The 15,742-nt window shown below is 65.7% G+C and carries 13 protein-coding genes; 5 read left to right on the top strand and 8 right to left on the bottom strand.

Going from position 1 to position 15,742, the window contains the following annotated elements; genetic code table 11:
* Nucleotides 1–16: 16 nt before the first annotated feature.
* Nucleotides 17–1,729, bottom strand: a complete 1,713-nt coding sequence (locus VE092_RS05110; protein ID WP_324874449.1) for a methyl-accepting chemotaxis protein — start codon at nt 1,727–1,729, stop codon at nt 17–19.
* 271 nt (nt 1,730–2,000) lie between these two features.
* Between VE092_RS05110 and VE092_RS05105 the strand changes: the two genes are divergently transcribed.
* Nucleotides 2,001–3,236, top strand: a complete 1,236-nt coding sequence (locus tag VE092_RS05105) for a multidrug effflux MFS transporter (protein WP_324874446.1) — start codon at nt 2,001–2,003, stop codon at nt 3,234–3,236.
* A 104-nt stretch (nt 3,237–3,340) separates the two neighbouring features.
* On the top strand, nt 3,341–3,538 hold the full coding sequence (locus tag VE092_RS05100; protein WP_324874444.1) for a hypothetical protein: 198 nt from the start codon (nt 3,341–3,343) through the stop codon (nt 3,536–3,538).
* A gap of 64 nt (nt 3,539–3,602) precedes the next feature.
* Here VE092_RS05100 and VE092_RS05095 read toward each other — a convergent pair whose 3' ends face one another.
* Nucleotides 3,603–6,041, bottom strand: coding sequence for a DNA polymerase II (locus VE092_RS05095; RefSeq protein WP_324874442.1), 2,439 nt, complete (start codon nt 6,039–6,041; stop codon nt 3,603–3,605).
* A gap of 255 nt (nt 6,042–6,296) precedes the next feature.
* On the opposite strand from VE092_RS05095, the gene VE092_RS05090 reads away from it, so the two are divergent.
* Entirely contained in the window at nt 6,297–7,049 is a 753-nt protein-coding gene (locus tag VE092_RS05090; protein ID WP_324874440.1) for a hypothetical protein, read from the top strand.
* A gap of 31 nt (nt 7,050–7,080) precedes the next feature.
* Here VE092_RS05090 and VE092_RS05085 read toward each other — a convergent pair whose 3' ends face one another.
* The 4 genes from VE092_RS05085 to VE092_RS05070 form a co-directional block, all read right to left on the bottom strand.
* Nucleotides 7,081–8,382: an MFS transporter gene (locus tag VE092_RS05085; protein ID WP_324874437.1), complete on the bottom strand. Its 1,302-nt coding sequence runs from the start codon at nt 8,380–8,382 to the stop codon at nt 7,081–7,083.
* A gap of 66 nt (nt 8,383–8,448) precedes the next feature.
* Nucleotides 8,449–9,678: a tricarballylate utilization 4Fe-4S protein TcuB gene (gene tcuB / locus VE092_RS05080; protein ID WP_324874435.1), complete on the bottom strand. Its 1,230-nt coding sequence runs from the start codon at nt 9,676–9,678 to the stop codon at nt 8,449–8,451.
* Nucleotides 9,665–11,074 (bottom strand): FAD-dependent tricarballylate dehydrogenase TcuA, encoded by a 1,410-nt coding sequence (tcuA, locus tag VE092_RS05075; protein WP_324874433.1) that lies wholly within the window; start codon nt 11,072–11,074, stop codon nt 9,665–9,667. The genes tcuB and tcuA overlap by 14 nt, the downstream gene beginning before the upstream one ends.
* Nucleotides 11,075–11,159: 85 nt before the next feature.
* Nucleotides 11,160–12,101: a LysR family transcriptional regulator gene (locus VE092_RS05070; RefSeq protein WP_006462245.1), complete on the bottom strand. Its 942-nt coding sequence runs from the start codon at nt 12,099–12,101 to the stop codon at nt 11,160–11,162.
* A 219-nt stretch (nt 12,102–12,320) separates the two neighbouring features.
* On the opposite strand from VE092_RS05070, the gene VE092_RS05065 reads away from it, so the two are divergent.
* On the top strand, nt 12,321–12,542 hold the full coding sequence (locus tag VE092_RS05065; RefSeq protein WP_324874430.1) for a hypothetical protein: 222 nt from the start codon (nt 12,321–12,323) through the stop codon (nt 12,540–12,542).
* 6 nt (nt 12,543–12,548) lie between these two features.
* Here VE092_RS05065 and VE092_RS05060 read toward each other — a convergent pair whose 3' ends face one another.
* A complete protein-coding gene (locus VE092_RS05060) occupies nt 12,549–13,955 on the bottom strand; it encodes a PLP-dependent aminotransferase family protein (protein ID WP_324874486.1) in 1,407 nt (468 codons plus the stop codon).
* Nucleotides 13,956–14,199: 244 nt separating this feature from the next.
* Here VE092_RS05060 and VE092_RS05055 point away from each other — a divergent pair, with 244 nt between their 5' ends.
* A complete protein-coding gene (locus tag VE092_RS05055; protein ID WP_324874428.1) occupies nt 14,200–14,907 on the top strand; it encodes an alpha/beta fold hydrolase in 708 nt (235 codons plus the stop codon).
* 7 nt (nt 14,908–14,914) lie between these two features.
* Here the strand turns inward: VE092_RS05055 and VE092_RS05050 are convergent, their stop codons facing one another.
* Entirely contained in the window at nt 14,915–15,658 is a 744-nt protein-coding gene (locus tag VE092_RS05050; RefSeq protein WP_324874426.1) for an SDR family oxidoreductase, read from the bottom strand.
* Nucleotides 15,659–15,742: the final 84 nt, after the last annotated feature.

Here is a 15,742-nt window from a genome sequence, read left to right as displayed (position 1 = left end):
GTGCCTGACGAGTCCGCTATTGGATCATCAGGTAGGGCATGTCGTCGTCCAGGGTCGGCAACAACTGGAATTCGCCTACCAGGTGGGCCAGCCGGATCGCCTGCTGCTGCATCGATTCGGACGCTGCCGAAGCCTGCTCGACCAGTGTGGCATTCTGCTGGGTGACGTCGTCGAGCTGCTTGACCGCCTGTGAAATCTGCTGCAGACCGGTCGACTGCTGCACACTGGCACCGGCGATGTCGACGATCACATCACTGACCCGCTGCACGCTCTGGACCACCTCGGCCATGGTCTGCCCGGCTTTCCGGACCAGCAGGTTGCCGGTCTCCACCCGACTCACGGAACTGTCGATGAGGGTCTTGATCTCCTTGGCCGCAGCCGCCGCGCGCTGCGCCAGATTGCGCACTTCCCCGGCCACCACCGCAAAGCCACGGCCCTGGGTCCCGGCGCGCGCCGCCTCCACCGCCGCATTGAGGGCAAGGATATTGGTCTGGAAGGCGATGCCGTCGATCACCGCGATGATCTCGACGATGCGATGCGAGGATTCCTTGATCGATGCCATGGTCTGCACCACCTCCCCCACCACCAGGCCCGCCTGCTGCGCTACCTGCGAGGCGGTGCCGGCAAACTGGCTGGCGCGCTGGGCGTTGCCGGCGTTGCGCTGGACGGTGGCGTTCATTTCCTCCATCGAGGCGGCTGTCTGCTGCAGGGAACCGGCCTGCTGCTCGGTGCGCGAAGACAGGTTCTGCGATCCGGAGGCGACCTCGGTGGCCGAGACGCGGATCGATTCGGCGCCATGGCGCACCTGGCGCACGATGCTGGCCAGGCCATCGCGCATGTCCTGCAAGGCGTGCAGCAACAGGCGGGTCTCGCCCTTATAGCCGACCTCGATGCTGGCGGTCAGATCGCCATGCGCGACGCGCCGGGCCACTTCCACCGCTCCCGTGAGCGGACCGGCGATGGCCTTGTACACCACCACCAGCGTGCCGACCAGCACCAGCAGGCTCAGCCCGATGAGCAGATAGACCAGCCGCGTCATGCGCTCGGCGACTTCCCGCGCCCGCTGCACCTGGGCGGCGGTGCGCTGGTCCAGCATGGCGAAGAACTCGTCGAGCGGCTGCATGATCCTAGCCTTGTTCTGATGGTAGGTGGCATCGTGCATCATGCGCCGCGCCCGCTCCAGTTCGCCCTCGTCCACCGCTGCACCGCGCTCGGCCAGGGCCTGCTGGGCGCTGACCATGTCCATGGCTACGCTCTCCAGCCTGGCCAGCGAATCGGAGATGTTCTTGGCTTCCCCCAGCTTGCCCAGTTCGGCCGCCGTGAAACCGTTCTGGCGCATCAGCTCCTCCAGCGCGATGGTGAGGGCGCTGTCCGGACGAGGTACGCGCCCGTCGGCTTCGACGAAATCCCAATAGATGCGTTCGTAATGCTGGGGTCGCGCGCGCCGCCCTTCGCGGATGTCGAGCACGGCCTGGTAGTGCTGCGCAAAGCGCACATCGCCGGTCACCACATAGGTACGCACCATGCGCGTGAGGTCGTCGGAACTCTGGCGCAGTTCGGCCGCCAGCAGGAAGGAGTCGAAACGCTGCTCGTTGGCCAGGTTCAGCGCCCGGTGCGCCCGCTCTTCCTCGAAGGCGGCGGTGGCCACCAGCGACATCAACAGGGCGATCACCACGACCAGCGCGATGAAGATCTGCCGGATGGAAAACCGTTGATAGATGAAATGCACGATGAATCCTCCCCAGGAATACCCGGCCTGCCCACGCCGCCGGAGTGCAGACGATACGGCGAGCCTGGCGGGGAGAATCGGATCTAGAAAATTTACTGATCCTTCATCGAATTTATTCTATAAAACCACGTTCTCCCGTCCCCTCAACTTGTCACATCCGGGCATCGTCGCCCGCCAGCGCCCTTCCGTCTTCCAGGCGCCGCCGGCCCCGCCAGCAAAAAAACGCACCAAGGTTCACAATAGCGCTCTTTGTCCACGCAGCATCCCCTTCATGAACCCCTCTGCCAAGCCGTCTCCCAACCACCCGCGCTTCCTGCTGTTCCTGATTTGCGCCTTTGCCTCGGCCGGGCAGCTGGCCATCGACCTGTACGTGCCGGCGCTGCCGGAAATGGCCATCGACTATGCCACCTCGGCCCAGGCCATCCAGACCAGCGTGACCGGCTACCTGATCGCCTATGCCTGCGGCCAGCTGGTCTTCGGACCGATGGCCGATGCCTATGGCCGCAAGCGCATCCTGGCCCTGGGGCTGGGCCTGTTCACGCTGGGCTGTGTGCTGACCCTGCTGGCACCGAACCTGGAAACCTTCGTTGCCGCCCGCATCCTGCAGGGCTTCGGCATCGCCGCCACCAATCTGCTGGCCAAGGCCATCATCACCGACTCCTTCGGTGGCCAGGCACTGGTGCATGCCTATACCTATATGGCCACCGCCTGGGGCCTTGCGCCCATCATCGCCCCGGTGATCGGTGCGCACCTGCAAGAGGCCTTCGGCTGGCGCTCCTGCCTGGTCTTCCTGCTGCTCTATTCCTTCGCCATGTGGGCCATCCTGTGGCGCTACCGGGAAACCCTGGCACAGCCGGTACGCCTGCACCCGCGCACACTCTTGCGCAATGCCCGCATGGTGCTGACCAGCCCGGTATTTCAGAGCTGCTTCCTGGCTCAGGGCCTGTGCTACAGCATCCTGCTGGTATTCAACATCGTCGGCCCCTTCATGGTGCAGAACACCTTGCACCAGCCGCCGACCTTCTTCGGCTACATGGCGCTGGCCATCGGCATGATGTATTTCGTGGGCGGCATCTCCAATCGCATCCATCATCCCCGCCTGCCCAGCGCCGAGGTGCGCCTGCGCCTCGGCGCCCGGGTCATGACGGCGGCCGCCTTCGCCATGCTGGCGCTGGCGCTGACCGTGGGACTGCAGGTGTGGACGCTGATCACGCCGGTGCTTGTCATGGCCTTCTGTGCCGGTGCCATGTACCCCACGCTGATGGCCAAGGGCAATTCGATCTTCCCGCATATCGCCGGCCTGACCAGCGCCATCCTGGGTTTTGCGCTGTTGCTGGTGTCCTCGGGAATGATGGGCCTGGCAGGCTTCGTTTCCATTCAGAGCCTCACGCCGCTGGCTGTGTTCTTCTGCCTCCTCGGCCTGACCGTGATCCTGATGGTGAGCAAGCTATTGCAACACCTGCAAGAGCCGCCAGCGGCGCTGGTGCAGCCAGGTTCGGGACGCTGAGGCGGCGTTGCGGCCAACCACATCAGAAAAACCCTGATAGGCGGCGCCCGTACGGCGGCATACGATGAGGCCATCGACATTGAATGCGTCCCCAAGGAGGACCTATGGCCATCATCGACACCCTGCTGCACTACGGTAGCTATCTCGCCGCCTTCTACGCCCTCTATGTGGTCGCGGGGGTACTGGCTTTCGGCCTGTTCCTGCGTCACAGGTTGCACCAGAATGCCCGCCGCACACCGCTGGCCTTGCGTGTGCGCCGCGAGCCGGCGTCTGCCCGCGACGGTGAGTCGCGCTCGCACTGATCACGCGCTCACAGGCAAAGGGCCGGATTCACCGAATCCGGCCCTTTTTGCGTCCGCAGAGGCATCAGAACAGTTCTTGCTGGGGTGAGGTCACGGCCGCGAAACTGTCGCCGACGAACAGCAGGATGGCATCGGCCACCGGGGCCAGCTGGCGCTCCAGATAGTGCCGATGGTCGATGGCGGCGCTGCGCTTTTCCAGCGGTTCCGGTCCGGCGGTGGTCATGACGTAGTTGATCCAGCCGCCCTGCTGGTATTGCAGGGGGCGGCCATCCTGCCGGTTGACCTGGTCAGCCATGCGCGCCGCCCGCACGTGTGGCGGCACGTTCTTTTCGTAATGGTCGAGCTGGCGGCGCAGGCGCTTGCGGTAGACCAGCAGATCGTCCAGCCTTCCTGCGAACAGGTCGGCCACATAGCCGACGATGTAGTCGCGATACGGTTCACCCCGGAAGATGCGCAGGTACAGCTCCTGCTGGAAGCGCTGCGCCAGCGGCGACCAGTCGGTGCGCACCGTTTCCAGCCCCTTGTAGGTCACCTTGTCGCTGCCATCGGCGCTGCGGACATAGCCGGCGTAGCGCTTCTTGCTACCGGTATCGGCGCCCCGCACGTTGGGCATCAGGAAGCGTTGGTAATGCACCTCGTACTGCAATTCCAGCGCGCTTTCCAGTGCGTATTCCCGTGCCAGGTGGTCACGCCACCAGGCATTGATGCGTTCGGTCAGACGCAGGCCGATCTGGTGCGCCTGTGCGTCGTCGTGGGCGCGACGCAGCCAGACGAAGGTCGAATCGGTATCACCATAGATGACCTCGAAGCCCTCTTCCTCGATCAGTTCACGCGTGCGATGCATGATTTCATGCCCGCGCCGGGTGATGGACGATGCCAGCCGCGAATCGAAGAAGCGGCACACCGTCGAACCCAGCACCCCGTAGAAAGAGTTCATGATGATCTTCAGCGCCTGCTGCAAGGGCTTGTTGCCCTGTGCCTTGGCGGTTTCCCGGGCTTGCCACAGCTGCTCGATGATGGCCGGCAGGCTGTGGCTGCGACGCGAGAAGCGCCCACCGTTGAAACCAGGCACGGTCTGCTCTTCCGGCTCGTTGAGGGTGCCATCGACCAGCCCCACCGGGTCGATCAGGAAGCTGCGGATGATGCTCGGATACAGGCTCTTGTAGTCCAGCACGATCACCGAGTCATACAGCCCCGAGCGCGAATCCATGACGAAACCACCAGGACTGGCCAGCGGCTCGGCATCGCCCAGGTTGGGCGCGACATAGCCCTTGCGGTGCATGTGCGGCAGGTAGAGATGGGTGAACGCTGCCACCGAACCGCCGCTGCGGTCGGCCTGCAGGCCGGTGACGCTGGCCCGTTCCAGCAGGAAGGACAGGATCTCGGTATGCGCGAAGATGCGCGTGACCAGCTCGCAATCCTTGAGGTTGTAGGTGGCCAGGGCCAGCTTATCCTCGGCGAACATGCGGTCGATCTCGTCCATGCGCTGGTAGGGGGTGGCAATCGCCTTGCCCTCGCCCAGCAGGGTCTGTGCCACGTTCTCCAGGCTGAAGGACGGAAAATTCCAGAACGCCGAACGCAGGCTTTCGATACCGTCGATCACCAGCCGCCCCGGGGCCGACACCAGCAGGTGGTTGGCGCGCAGGCCATGTTCGCGCCATTCCAGGGCCCGTCCGGCCCGCCCCAGGCGTAGCGGAACGCGGTATTTGTCGGCCTGTTTCTGCAATACGTTGAGGTCGAACTGGATCAGGTTCCAGCCGATCAGGGCATCCGGATCATGGCGCGCCATCCAGTCGTTGAGGGCTTCGATCAGCGCGGCACGGCTGTCACGGAATTGCAGCGCAAAACCGGCCTCGGCCGCCTTGGCGACCGCCTCGCCTGACTGCCCGGCGGCTCCGCTGTCCGTCTCCAGCACATAGACGCTGCGCTGGCCGCAACCTTCGATGGCGATGCTGTAGAGCTCGCCCTGCCAACTGGTCTCGATATCCAGCGAAGCCAGCTTCAGCGGCGGGCTGTAGCCCGGCAAGGCGCGGATGCGGGCCTCGAGCAGCACTCCCTGGCCATCGTCGATGCCCTGGAAAGCCAGCGGCGCGTTGATGAAGCGCTCCATGAGGTAGCGCTCAGGCGGCCGGATATCGGCTTCATAGACGGGGATGCCGGCAGCGATCAGCGCCTTTTCAATCTTCAGCAGCTTGCGGTAATGGCGACCATACAGGCCCATCACCGGCCGCTGGCTATAGTCCTTGAGTCGTTCCAGCGGACGCAACTGCATGCCGCGCTCGCCGGCGATCAGGGCGTCTACCCGTTCGGCCTCGGCCTGCGGCACGAAGGCCACCGCCTCCTGCGGCGGCAGGCGCAGGCATTGCGGGCCGTCATCGGTGGCCACCCACAGCTCGATCTCGACGCCCGCCGGCGTGTCGCGCCAGTGTCGGCTCAGGATGAAGCCGGCACGTTCGCCTGGGCGCAATTGCGATTGCGGGGTGTTGTCCTCTGTGCCTGTCACCGGTCTGCTGCGTGCTGGTTGTGTGCTGGTTATGTGCCTTGCGCGGATCGCGCAAATGGCATGAAGACCGCGATTCTACTGCCATGTGGCATGGCCTGCGCGAGCAGGCAGCACGATGAATGTGAAGACAAACCCAACACGCTTTTTCAGCTGCAAAGATTTTGGAAATTTTCCCTGTCTTATCCGCGTTTTGCGTCGGGGCGCGCAATGCGAAGCTGGCACCCGTCATTCGCTCGCAATACGGATAGTCTCGCCATGAACAAGCTCTCCCATTTCGCTTTACCAGCACTGCCGGCCCTGCTGACGCTCCTGGTCACCTCCGGTAGCTTGGCCGCCAGCTTCGATTGCGGCAAGGCCGCTTCCCGCAACGAAAAGACCATCTGTGGCGATGCCCAGTTATCGGCCATGGATGACGCCCTGGGTCGGGTCTTCCGCCAGGCCCGCGACATGGCCCCCGACAAGCGCGCCTTTCGCGCCGCCAGTGATGCGCAATGGCGCTGGCGCGAGCAGCACTGCAGTGACCGTGCCTGCCTGCTGGACTGGTACCGTCGGCGTCAGGCCGAACTTTCCGCCGCCGCAGGCCAGGCCGATATCAGCGACCAGGGTAAAGCCGCCGTACCGGTGCCACTGGCCCAAGCTTTGCGGCTGGGGCTCGATGCGCGCCAGATCGACGGCCTGGCGCCGGCCGGCAGCATGCCGTGGCCGCATTACACGCGGGTCGAACGCGGCACGTACTTCTATCACGACCCCGATGCCGACGCCTCACAGCAACTGGTGAGCGTGCGCTACTACGGCGTGGAACACGGGCAGACCATCCTGGAGGCGGTGCGCGGCCAGACCGTGCTGCGCTACACCTGCAGCAGCGACTGTCGCTACATCGCACAGCTGGTGCTGCCGGGCGATGTCGAGAAGGACAGCGTCATCCTCGCCAACGACCACCACTCCCTGCCCTCACTGATCGTCGGCGATGCGCTCAATGGTTTGCTGGTGCCGGCTACGGTGCGCTGAATGCCCGGAAACGGCAGATGCCGGGCGGCGCTCAGCCTGCCCGCGAGGCGGCTGCCCGAACCGCCACGGCCTGCCCACGATAGAGGATCAGTGTGGCCGACAGGCCGCAGACGGCAGCGAAGGTCAGCCAGTAGCCGGGCGCCGCCTTGTCGCCGGTGAGTTCGATCAACCAGGTCGAAATGGCCGGGGTGAAGCCGCCGAATACGGCGGTGGCCAGGCTGAAGGCCAGCGAGAAGCCGGCCACGCGGATCTGCTCCGGCATGATCTCGGTCAGTGCCGCCACCATGGCGCCGTTGTACATGCCGAAGAAGAACGACAGCCACAGCAGCACCAGCAGCATGCGTTCCACACTGGGTGCGGCCGCCAGCCAGGATAGTGCGGGATAGGCGGTCAGGATCGCCAGCACGGTGATGCTCAGCAGCACCGGGCGCCGCCCGATACGGTCGGACACCATGCCGCCGATGGGCAGCCAGAAGAAATTCGACAGCCCCACCAGCAAGGTCACCACCAGGCTGGCCTGGGTCGAGAGCTTGAGTACCGACTTGCCGAAGGTCGGCGTGTAGACGGTGATCAGGTAGAAAGTGGTGGTCGTCATGGCCACCAGCAGCATGCCGGCGATCACGGTCTTCCAGTTCGCCAGCATGGTGCGATAGACCTCGCCCAGGGCAGGACGATGGGCGCGTGCCTTGAAGGCTTCGGTCTCCTGCAGGGAACGACGCAGCAGGAAGATGAACGGCACGATCAGGCAGCCCACGAAGAAGGGAATGCGCCAGCCCCAGGCGGCAATCTGCGTTGCGTCCAGCCAAAGATTGAGGGCATAGCCCATGAGCGCGGCCATGACGATGGCGATCTGCTGGCTGGCCGACTGCCAGGCAGTGTAAAAACCCTTGCGGCCGGGCGTGGCCATCTCGGCCAGGTAGACCGATACCCCGCCCAGTTCGGCCCCGGCCGAGAAACCCTGCAGCAGGCGTCCGATCAGGACCAGCAGCGGCGCCAGCAGACCAATACTGGCGTAACCCGGCACGCAGGCGATCAGGATGGTGCCGCTGGCCATGATGGAAAGCGTCACGATCAGGCCTTTGCGGCGGCCCACTTCGTCGATATAGGCACCCAGCACGATGGCGCCCAGGGGCCGCATCAGGAAGCCGGCACCGAACACGGCGAAGGTCAGCATCAGCGAAGCGAAATCGCTGCCGGTGGGGAAGAAGACCTTGGAAATGTGGGTGGCGTAGAAGCCGAACAGGAAGAAATCGAACTGTTCCAGGAAATTGCCGCTGGTCACGCGCAGGACGGCGCCTGCGCGCGAACCGCGCGTCTCGGGTTGGGTGCTCATGCTGAAAGTCTCCTTGCTGTTGTGTTCATGAAAACCGGGTGGGCCGGCGCGTTGGCCGGCCCGGGATCAGGCCGATCCGGGATCGTGCCGCAGGGGCTGCCGCTTCTCGATGGCGGACTTGAGCAATGCGGCACTGCGATAGATGCCGTGGGCGAACTTGCCGTAAGGCAGGGTCAGGAACAGGGCCATCACGCAGCCCAGATGCAGGGCCAGCAGGGCCGCCATGGCAGCGCTGTCACGCCAGGCCAGCAGGGCCAGACCGGTGGCACTGACCAGCAGCAGCAGGACGATGAAGCCACGGTCCATGGGCCGCTGGCGACGGTCGCCCTGCTCCGGATGCCGCCGCAGGTTCAACCACAGCAGACCGGCGGGACCGACCAGCAGGCCGATGCCGCCCGCCGTGCCCAGCAGCACCGGCAGGCTCAGTACGGGGTATGGTGCCTCCAGCCCCAGCAGGTAGTGGTACAGGGTCGCCACCGAGGTGGCCGCCAGGCACAGCATGAAACCGTAGAAGGTGAAGTGATGGAAGCGCCGGCGCATGAGCGTGTAGCCGTCATCGGACTCGTTGCACCCCTCTCCGTGGCCGCCATCCAGATAGCGCAGGGCCAGCACGTCACGGGTGGCCTCGGCCGCCGCTGCGCCGCCCGGGGCGCCAGCCGTGCCGTCCGTGATATCACGCCAGAAGCGCCTCACGCCCATGCCCAGCGCCAGCACCGCCAGGGCGAACACCGCACCGAACATGCGTGCCAGCTGCCCATGCGGGAATACCGCATAGAAATTGCCGCCTGCCGGGCTGCCGGCCAGCGTGCCGTTGAGCGCCAGGGCCAGCAACAGGAACAGGGCCAGGCTGCCCGCCAGCGCCAGGGCCAGGGTCAGGCCATTACGCCGATACAGTGCGCCGGCGGCGGCCGGCCAGGCATAGCTGGAATAGGTGTCCAGTCGTACCCGCGCCATGGCCTTGGGAACGTTGACCGCGAATTCATGGGGCGGCGCGTACTGGCAGGCGTGATAGCAGGCGCCACAGTTGTGGCACAGGTTGGCCAGGTAATGGACATCGGCCTTGGCAAACTCCAGACGGCGTGTCATGGCCGGGAACACCGCACAGAACCCTTCGCAATAGCGGCAGGCATTGCAGATCTGCATCTGCCGGGCCACTTCGGCCTCGTCGGCGTTCATGGCCGGCGCCGCCTTGACGGGCAGGATGGGAATGATGCGGGCCCCGCCCGGGGCAACGGTGGCAGGACCGGCCTGCGCGTCGCGGCGGGCGGCATCGGTCAGGGCTTCAAGCTGCTGCATGGGAAACTCCGGAAGATCGGGTGGCGAACTGGGCGGCCTGCGCTCCGGCAATGCGCCCGAAGGCGGTGCCGATGGACATGCCCACACCGGCTGTATAGCCCTTGCCGAGCACGTTGCCGGCCATCATTTCGCCTGCCACGAAGAGGTTGTCGCTGGGCCTGCCGGCAAAATGCACCTGGGCTTTGTCGTTCACTTTCAAACCGAGGTAGGTGAATGTCACGCCAGGTCGCAGGGCATAGCCATAGAACGGCGCCCGCTCCAGCGGCCGCGCCCAGTGGGTCTTGGGGGGCTGCAGGCCGTCGGTATGGCAGTCGTCCAGCACGGTGTGGTCGAAGCTTCCCTGGCGGCAGGCGGCGTTGTAGTCGCGCACGGTCTGTTCGAACTGTGCGGGCGGCAGCCCCAGATGGCGTGCCAGGTCCGCCAGGGTCTCGGCCTTCTCGCCGGGGAACACCGGTGGCATGAAGTGTCCGATGGCCTGACTGTCGATGATGGAATAGGCGACCTGGCCCGGCTGTTGCGCCACCAGGCGGCCCCAGATGGCGTAGCGCTTGGGCCAGAAATCCTCGCCCTCGTCGTAGAAGCGCCGGCCGTCGCGATTGACCACCACGCCCAGCGAGACGCAGTCGATACGGGTGCAGATGCCGCCGTCATAGAGCGGTGCACGGGCATCGATGGCCACCATGTGGGCCTGGGTGGGATCGCCGATGCTGTCGGCGCCAGCCTCGATCATGTAGCGCAAGAGTTCGCCACGGTTGAAGCGGGTGCCGCGGATCAGGAAATTGTCGGCCGGCCATTCGCCGCGCTCGTTCTGGCCCCAGGCCTGGCGCAACCATTCGCGATTGGATTCGAAGCCGCCAGCGGCCAGCACGCAGGTGCGGGCGGTGAAGCGCTGGCGGCCACTGCGGGCAGCGACGAAGCGCGTGCCATCCAGTTCGATGGCGTCCACCGGGGTGTCGTAGCGGATCTCCACGCCCAGTGCCTCGGCACTGCGGTAGTAGGCATTGACCAGCGCCTTGCCGCCGCCCATGAAAAAGGCATTGGTACGCGCCACGTGCAGCGCGCCCGACAGCGGCGGCTGGAAATGCACCCCATGCTTGCGCATCCAGGGCCGGCAGGTGGCCGAGGCGCGGATGGTCAGGCGCGCCAGATGTTCGTCGGTAAGGCCGCCGGTGACCTTCAGCAGATCCTGCCAGTATTCCTCTTCAGGATAGGCCTCTACCAGCACGTCCTGCGGTGCGTCGTGCATGCAGCGCAGGTTGCGGGTGTGTTGTGAGTTGCCCCCGCGCCAGGCGCGAGGCGCCGATTCCAGCAGCATGACCGAGGCGCCGGCCTCGCGTGCCATCAAGGCCGCGCACAGGGCAGCGTTGCCACCGCCAATAACCAGAACGTCCAACATCGCCGTCCCCTCCTTTGATATGTCCAGGGAGGCGACTATAGGCAGCCTGCCGGTGCGCCGCTATCAGCGCGCCGGCAAGGGGTGTTCAGTTTTCGTGAAGACCGGTGCCGCGCAGGGTAGCACCGGGCCAGCGGCCCTGCCCCACCTGGGTACGTGCCACCTCGGCCAGCAGCACCCGCGCGGCCAGCCCGGCCGGAGACAGTTCGTCATCGGAGACGCTGACGATCAGGTTGGGGCGGGAGGCATCGCCATCGGCCACCGGCACGCTGGCCAGGTCGGCATTCTCGGCCCGGGCCAGGACCGCACCAGGCTGGATGGTGGCTCCCATGCCGGCGCGCACGGCGTCCATCAACATCGGCAGGCCGTCAACCTCAAGGACGATATTGGGTGTGTAGCCCGCATGACGGAAAGCCGAATCCAGCAGCGAACGCAGCCCATGCTTGCGGGTCGGCAGGATCAGGGGCAGATCCCCCAGCTTGCCCAGGCGTGCCTGGCGCGCAACGGGCATGCCGGCCAGCGCGGGGGCGCCGATCACGAACAGCCGCTCATCCAGCAGGGGCAGTACGCTCCAGCGTTGTGCCGGTTCTTCCTGGAACAGGATGGCCAGGTCGATCTGGCGCGCGCCCAGCATGGCGCCAAGGTGACCGGACAGGCTTTCCACCATGCGCAGACGCACCTCCGGATAGCGTTCGTGCATGGCCTGCATGAAGGCCAGCCCCATCACCCCCGCCGTACTGGAGGCCATGCCCACGCTGACATGCCCGGACAGGCGCGCCTGTCGCGCCGCCAGGGCGGCATCGTCGATGTGGCGCAACGCCAGCTGGGCCTGCTTGAGAAAGGCGATGCCCGCTGCGGTCGGCACCACTCCAGTGGAGGTGCGCTGCAGCAGACGGGTGGCCAGTTCGGTCTCCAGGCGGGTAATCTGCTGGCTCAGGGCCGATGTGACCATGCCCAGCTCCAGGGCGGCTTTGCCGATGCTGCCGTGTTCGACGATGCTGGCGAAATAGCGGAGCTGGCGGATTTCCATAGTGATGAATGAAGGTGGCGGAGGTAGCAAACAAGGCGACAATTCAGCGCGCATGATGCCATAGCTCTTGTCCTACAAACGATTGCGCAGGCGGACGACATCCAGCCACCAATCTGCGCGGCATACTTCCGCAAACTGCTGCTGTTGAGTTGACCGCCCCGTCCTGACGGCGGAGTCAGACACCTCAGGCAGCTCAGACACCTCATTGCCCTGGTGAGAATGACGATGAAGAAAATCGAGTTCGACGGTTATCTGCTGGTCTATCAGGCCGACGACAGCGAAGGCCGCTGGAAAGGCTCCTACGCGATCCTGAAGGATCGCACCGAGATCAGCCGCGGCTCCTTGCCGCTGGCGGCCCACTCCGAAGATGAGGCTGCTTTCGAGATCCTGACAGCGGCGCGGCGTCACGCCGGCCTCCCCTCAAGCGCCTTGCCGCATTAGTCACCATTAGACCACCACCTCCCGCACGCTGCGACGGCGGGTCAGCTCGGTCAGCCGCCGCAACGCATTGACCAGTTCGAAACGGCTGCGCGAGCGGCCCAGCGAGATGCGGATGTGCGCCGCGCCGCTGTCCCTGTATTCCCCTGCCTGGGGGTCCTGCTCGACCGAGAAACTGCTGTGTGAAACCACGTTCAGCCCCGCCTGGCGGGCCTTGAGCACGAAATCCTGCCCGCGCCAGTGGGTCGGCAGCGCCTTCCACAGATGAATCCCCCCACCCCCGGCCAGCCCTGGCTCGCCCAGCGTGCGCAGCGCCAGTTCCTGGCGCGCCCAGGCTTCGTTGCGGATGCCGTCCAGCAAGGCGGCGGCGGTGCCGTCGTGTATCCACTGTGTGGCCAGCGCCGTCATCAGCGGCGTGGACATCAGCACGAAGGAACGCAGCGCCCCCAGTACCTCTTCCTGGCCCTGGCCCTCGGGCATCACCACATAGGCGGTACGCAGCCCCGGCAGCAGGCATTTGGACAAGGTCGAGACATGGAACACATGGCGCGGCGCGTAGTAGGCCAGGGGCCGTGGGGCATGTGCGGCAAAGCGCCAGTAGGGATCGTCCTCGATGACGCGCAGGTCCAGCCGCGCGACGACCGCCGCGATCTCGGCCCGCCGCGCCGCCGGCATGGTATGGGTGGTCGGATTCTGCAAGGTCGGATTGAGGTAGACCAGCCGCGCCTGGTGCCGGCGGGCCATGGTCGCCAGCAGGTCGGGCCGCATGCCTTCGCCATCCACATCCACCGCCACCACTCGTCGGCCCAACTGGGCGGCCGCCGTCAGCAGTCCAGGATAGGTCAGCGGCTCGGCCAGGATGACCTCGCCCGGGCGGGTCTGCGACAGCAGCAGCGCCGCCAATGCCGCCTGCGCCCCCGGACAGGCCAGCAGCCGGCCTTCGTCGACCCGCCCGAGCGGCTCCCGCAGCCACATCGCCGCCGCCGCCCGGTCGGCGCTGCTGCCCCCGCCCAGGTGATAGGTCATGAGCAGATCGGCGTCACTGTGGATCAACACCTGCGACACCCCCTGGCGCAGCAGGTCGTCCAGGTCGATGCCGGCCGGTGGCGGCGGGATGTTCATCGACAGGTCCAGCACCTGGCTCAGATCCACCTTGGGCGCAGCCACGAAGCTGCCGGCTGCTCCCCGTGCTTCCAGCAGGTGGCGACGGCGGGCCTCGGTATAGGCGCGGGTGACCGTGGTCAGGTCCACGCCCAGCCGATCGGCCAGCTGGCGCTGGGGTGGCAGGCGGTCACCGGGCTTGAGCCGGTCGTCGGAAATGGCCTGCTCCATGAAGCCGACGATCTGCAGGTAACGCGGCCCGCCATTGGCGGTAAATTGGCCGACCCAGTCATGTGTTCGGGTGGATTTTTCCATGATGTGAAGAGGCGATAGGGCCGGTTTGTAGGGATCTTGCATGGATTGTTGTGCTTCCATGCGGGTGTTAGTATGGATTTCATTTAAACACAGATCCGTACATCGGTACACCCCTACGCCCCCCGGGCTTCTCACAAGGCTTTTCGACCATGGCAGTGCCAGACCCACTTTCCCGAGCGCCTTCGCCGTATCGCCGGGACGGCTTTCCCCGCCTTTTTCCCATGACCCATCCCAGGAGTACAGCATGGCCAATTACCTCTTGATCCACGATGTCTGGCAGGGCAAATGGGTGTGGCCTGCGGTGACCGCCGAACTCACCATGCGCGGGCACGAGGTACACAGCATCGACCTGCCCGGCAGTGGGGCCGACCTCACGCCGCATGACCAAGTCAGCCTGCCGCTGCAGATCGAGGCTATCGTGCGCGCCATCGCGGTCATCGGCAAACGGGTCACCTTGGTGGGCCACGGCATCGGCGGCATCGCCGTCAGCGCCGCAGCCGAACAGGCGGCCGACAGCCTGGCCCGCCTCATCTACCTGTCTGCCTTCGTGCCGGGCAATGAAGACGGCCTGAACCTGCTGGCCGACCTCGCATCCTCCCTGCAGGCGCAGGTCGACGCCGTAGCTGCGCCAACCCTGGCGACGTCACGGACCCAGACCTTCATGCAGGACGCGCCCCATGCCGTAGCCAGCTGGGCAGTGCCGCAATTCCGCGCGCAGGCCCTCGCGCCCTTGCTGGCGCCAGTACAGCTGACGCCGGAGCGCTATGGTCAGGTCCCCAAGAGCTACATCGTCTGCACCCGCGATCGCGCCATCGAACCGGTGCTGCAAAGGCGCATGGCCACGCGCGCGGGCTGCGCACGCGTCAAGGAGCTGGCCAGCGACCATTCCCCCTTCCTTTCCCGGCCTGGCGAGACGGCCGAAATACTGCACCGGATGGCGACCGAACTGTGAGACCTGCTCAGGCGGCCGCCGCCCATTCGCGCGCATCGGCGCCAGCGGGAATGCGCGGTGGCGCAGTCGGGTCGGTCGCGGCCTGCCACACGGCGTGGGCGACGTCGCTGGCGTACGTCACCTGGCTGTCGTCCTGGAAATTGGCGAAGACCTGCGCGGCCAGCGCGCCATAGGCCTCGGGAATGGCACCCTCCATGCGCGGCCGGGCGTTGTCGGCAAAGCGCGTCTCCGGTGAGCGGCCCGGCAGCACCAGCCTGGCCTGTACGCCTACACTGGCCAGTTCGAGCGCCATCGATTCGGTAAACGCATTGACGGCGGCCTTGCTGGCCGTATAGACCGCCAGCAGGGGCAAGGAGCGCAAGGTCACCGAGGATGTGACGTTGATCACCACGCCCTGGGCGCGCTCGCGCATCTGGGGGATGAAGGCCTGGCACATGGCGATGCTGCCCAGGGTATTGGTCTCGAAGATCTCGCGCACCTGCGCGGGTGACTGGGCTTCCACAGCGGCCAGGGCGCCGATGCCGGCATTGTTGACCAGCACGTCGACCGGGCCGGCCTGCGCGACCACGGCACGGATGCTGGCCTCATCGGTGACGTCCAGCGGCAGAATGCGCAATCTGGGCGAGGCCGGCAGCAGGTCCTGGCGTGGACTGCGCATGGTGGCGACCACGTTCCAGTCGCGATCGAGGAAGTAACGTGCGATTTCCAGGCCGAAGCCAGAAGAACAGCCGGTGATGAGGATGGTTTTCATGTTGGACTCCTTTGAATGGATGGGAACGACAGGACGAAGAATAGGCGCAGCACACCGGACTTGCTACAATCCAAAGTCCACCAT

Origin of the sequence: Herbaspirillum sp., assembly GCF_035644555.1 — a bacterium.
Classification (GTDB): Bacteria; Pseudomonadota; Gammaproteobacteria; order Burkholderiales; family Burkholderiaceae_D; genus Herbaspirillum.
This window is presented reverse-complemented; position numbering and strand designations above follow the sequence as displayed.

Excerpts from the sequence above, each read along its gene's own strand:
- VE092_RS05105 (WP_324874446.1), top strand. The coding sequence starts at position 2,001 with ATGAACCCCTCTGCCAAGCCGTCTCCCAACCACCCGCGCTTCCTGCTG.
- VE092_RS05100 (WP_324874444.1), top strand. The coding sequence starts at position 3,341 with ATGGCCATCATCGACACCCTGCTGCACTACGGTAGCTATCTCGCCGCC.
- VE092_RS05090 (WP_324874440.1), top strand. The coding sequence starts at position 6,297 with ATGAACAAGCTCTCCCATTTCGCTTTACCAGCACTGCCGGCCCTGCTG.
- VE092_RS05085 (WP_324874437.1), bottom strand. The coding sequence starts at position 8,382 with ATGAGCACCCAACCCGAGACGCGCGGTTCGCGCGCAGGCGCCGTCCTG.
- tcuB (WP_324874435.1), bottom strand. The coding sequence starts at position 9,678 with ATGCAGCAGCTTGAAGCCCTGACCGATGCCGCCCGCCGCGACGCGCAG.
- tcuA (WP_324874433.1), bottom strand. The coding sequence starts at position 11,074 with ATGTTGGACGTTCTGGTTATTGGCGGTGGCAACGCTGCCCTGTGCGCG.
- VE092_RS05070 (WP_006462245.1), bottom strand. The coding sequence starts at position 12,101 with ATGGAAATCCGCCAGCTCCGCTATTTCGCCAGCATCGTCGAACACGGC.
- VE092_RS05065 (WP_324874430.1), top strand. The coding sequence starts at position 12,321 with ATGACGATGAAGAAAATCGAGTTCGACGGTTATCTGCTGGTCTATCAG.
- VE092_RS05060 (WP_324874486.1), bottom strand. The coding sequence starts at position 13,955 with ATGGAAAAATCCACCCGAACACATGACTGGGTCGGCCAATTTACCGCC.
- VE092_RS05055 (WP_324874428.1), top strand. The coding sequence starts at position 14,200 with ATGGCCAATTACCTCTTGATCCACGATGTCTGGCAGGGCAAATGGGTG.
- VE092_RS05050 (WP_324874426.1), bottom strand. The coding sequence starts at position 15,658 with ATGAAAACCATCCTCATCACCGGCTGTTCTTCTGGCTTCGGCCTGGAA.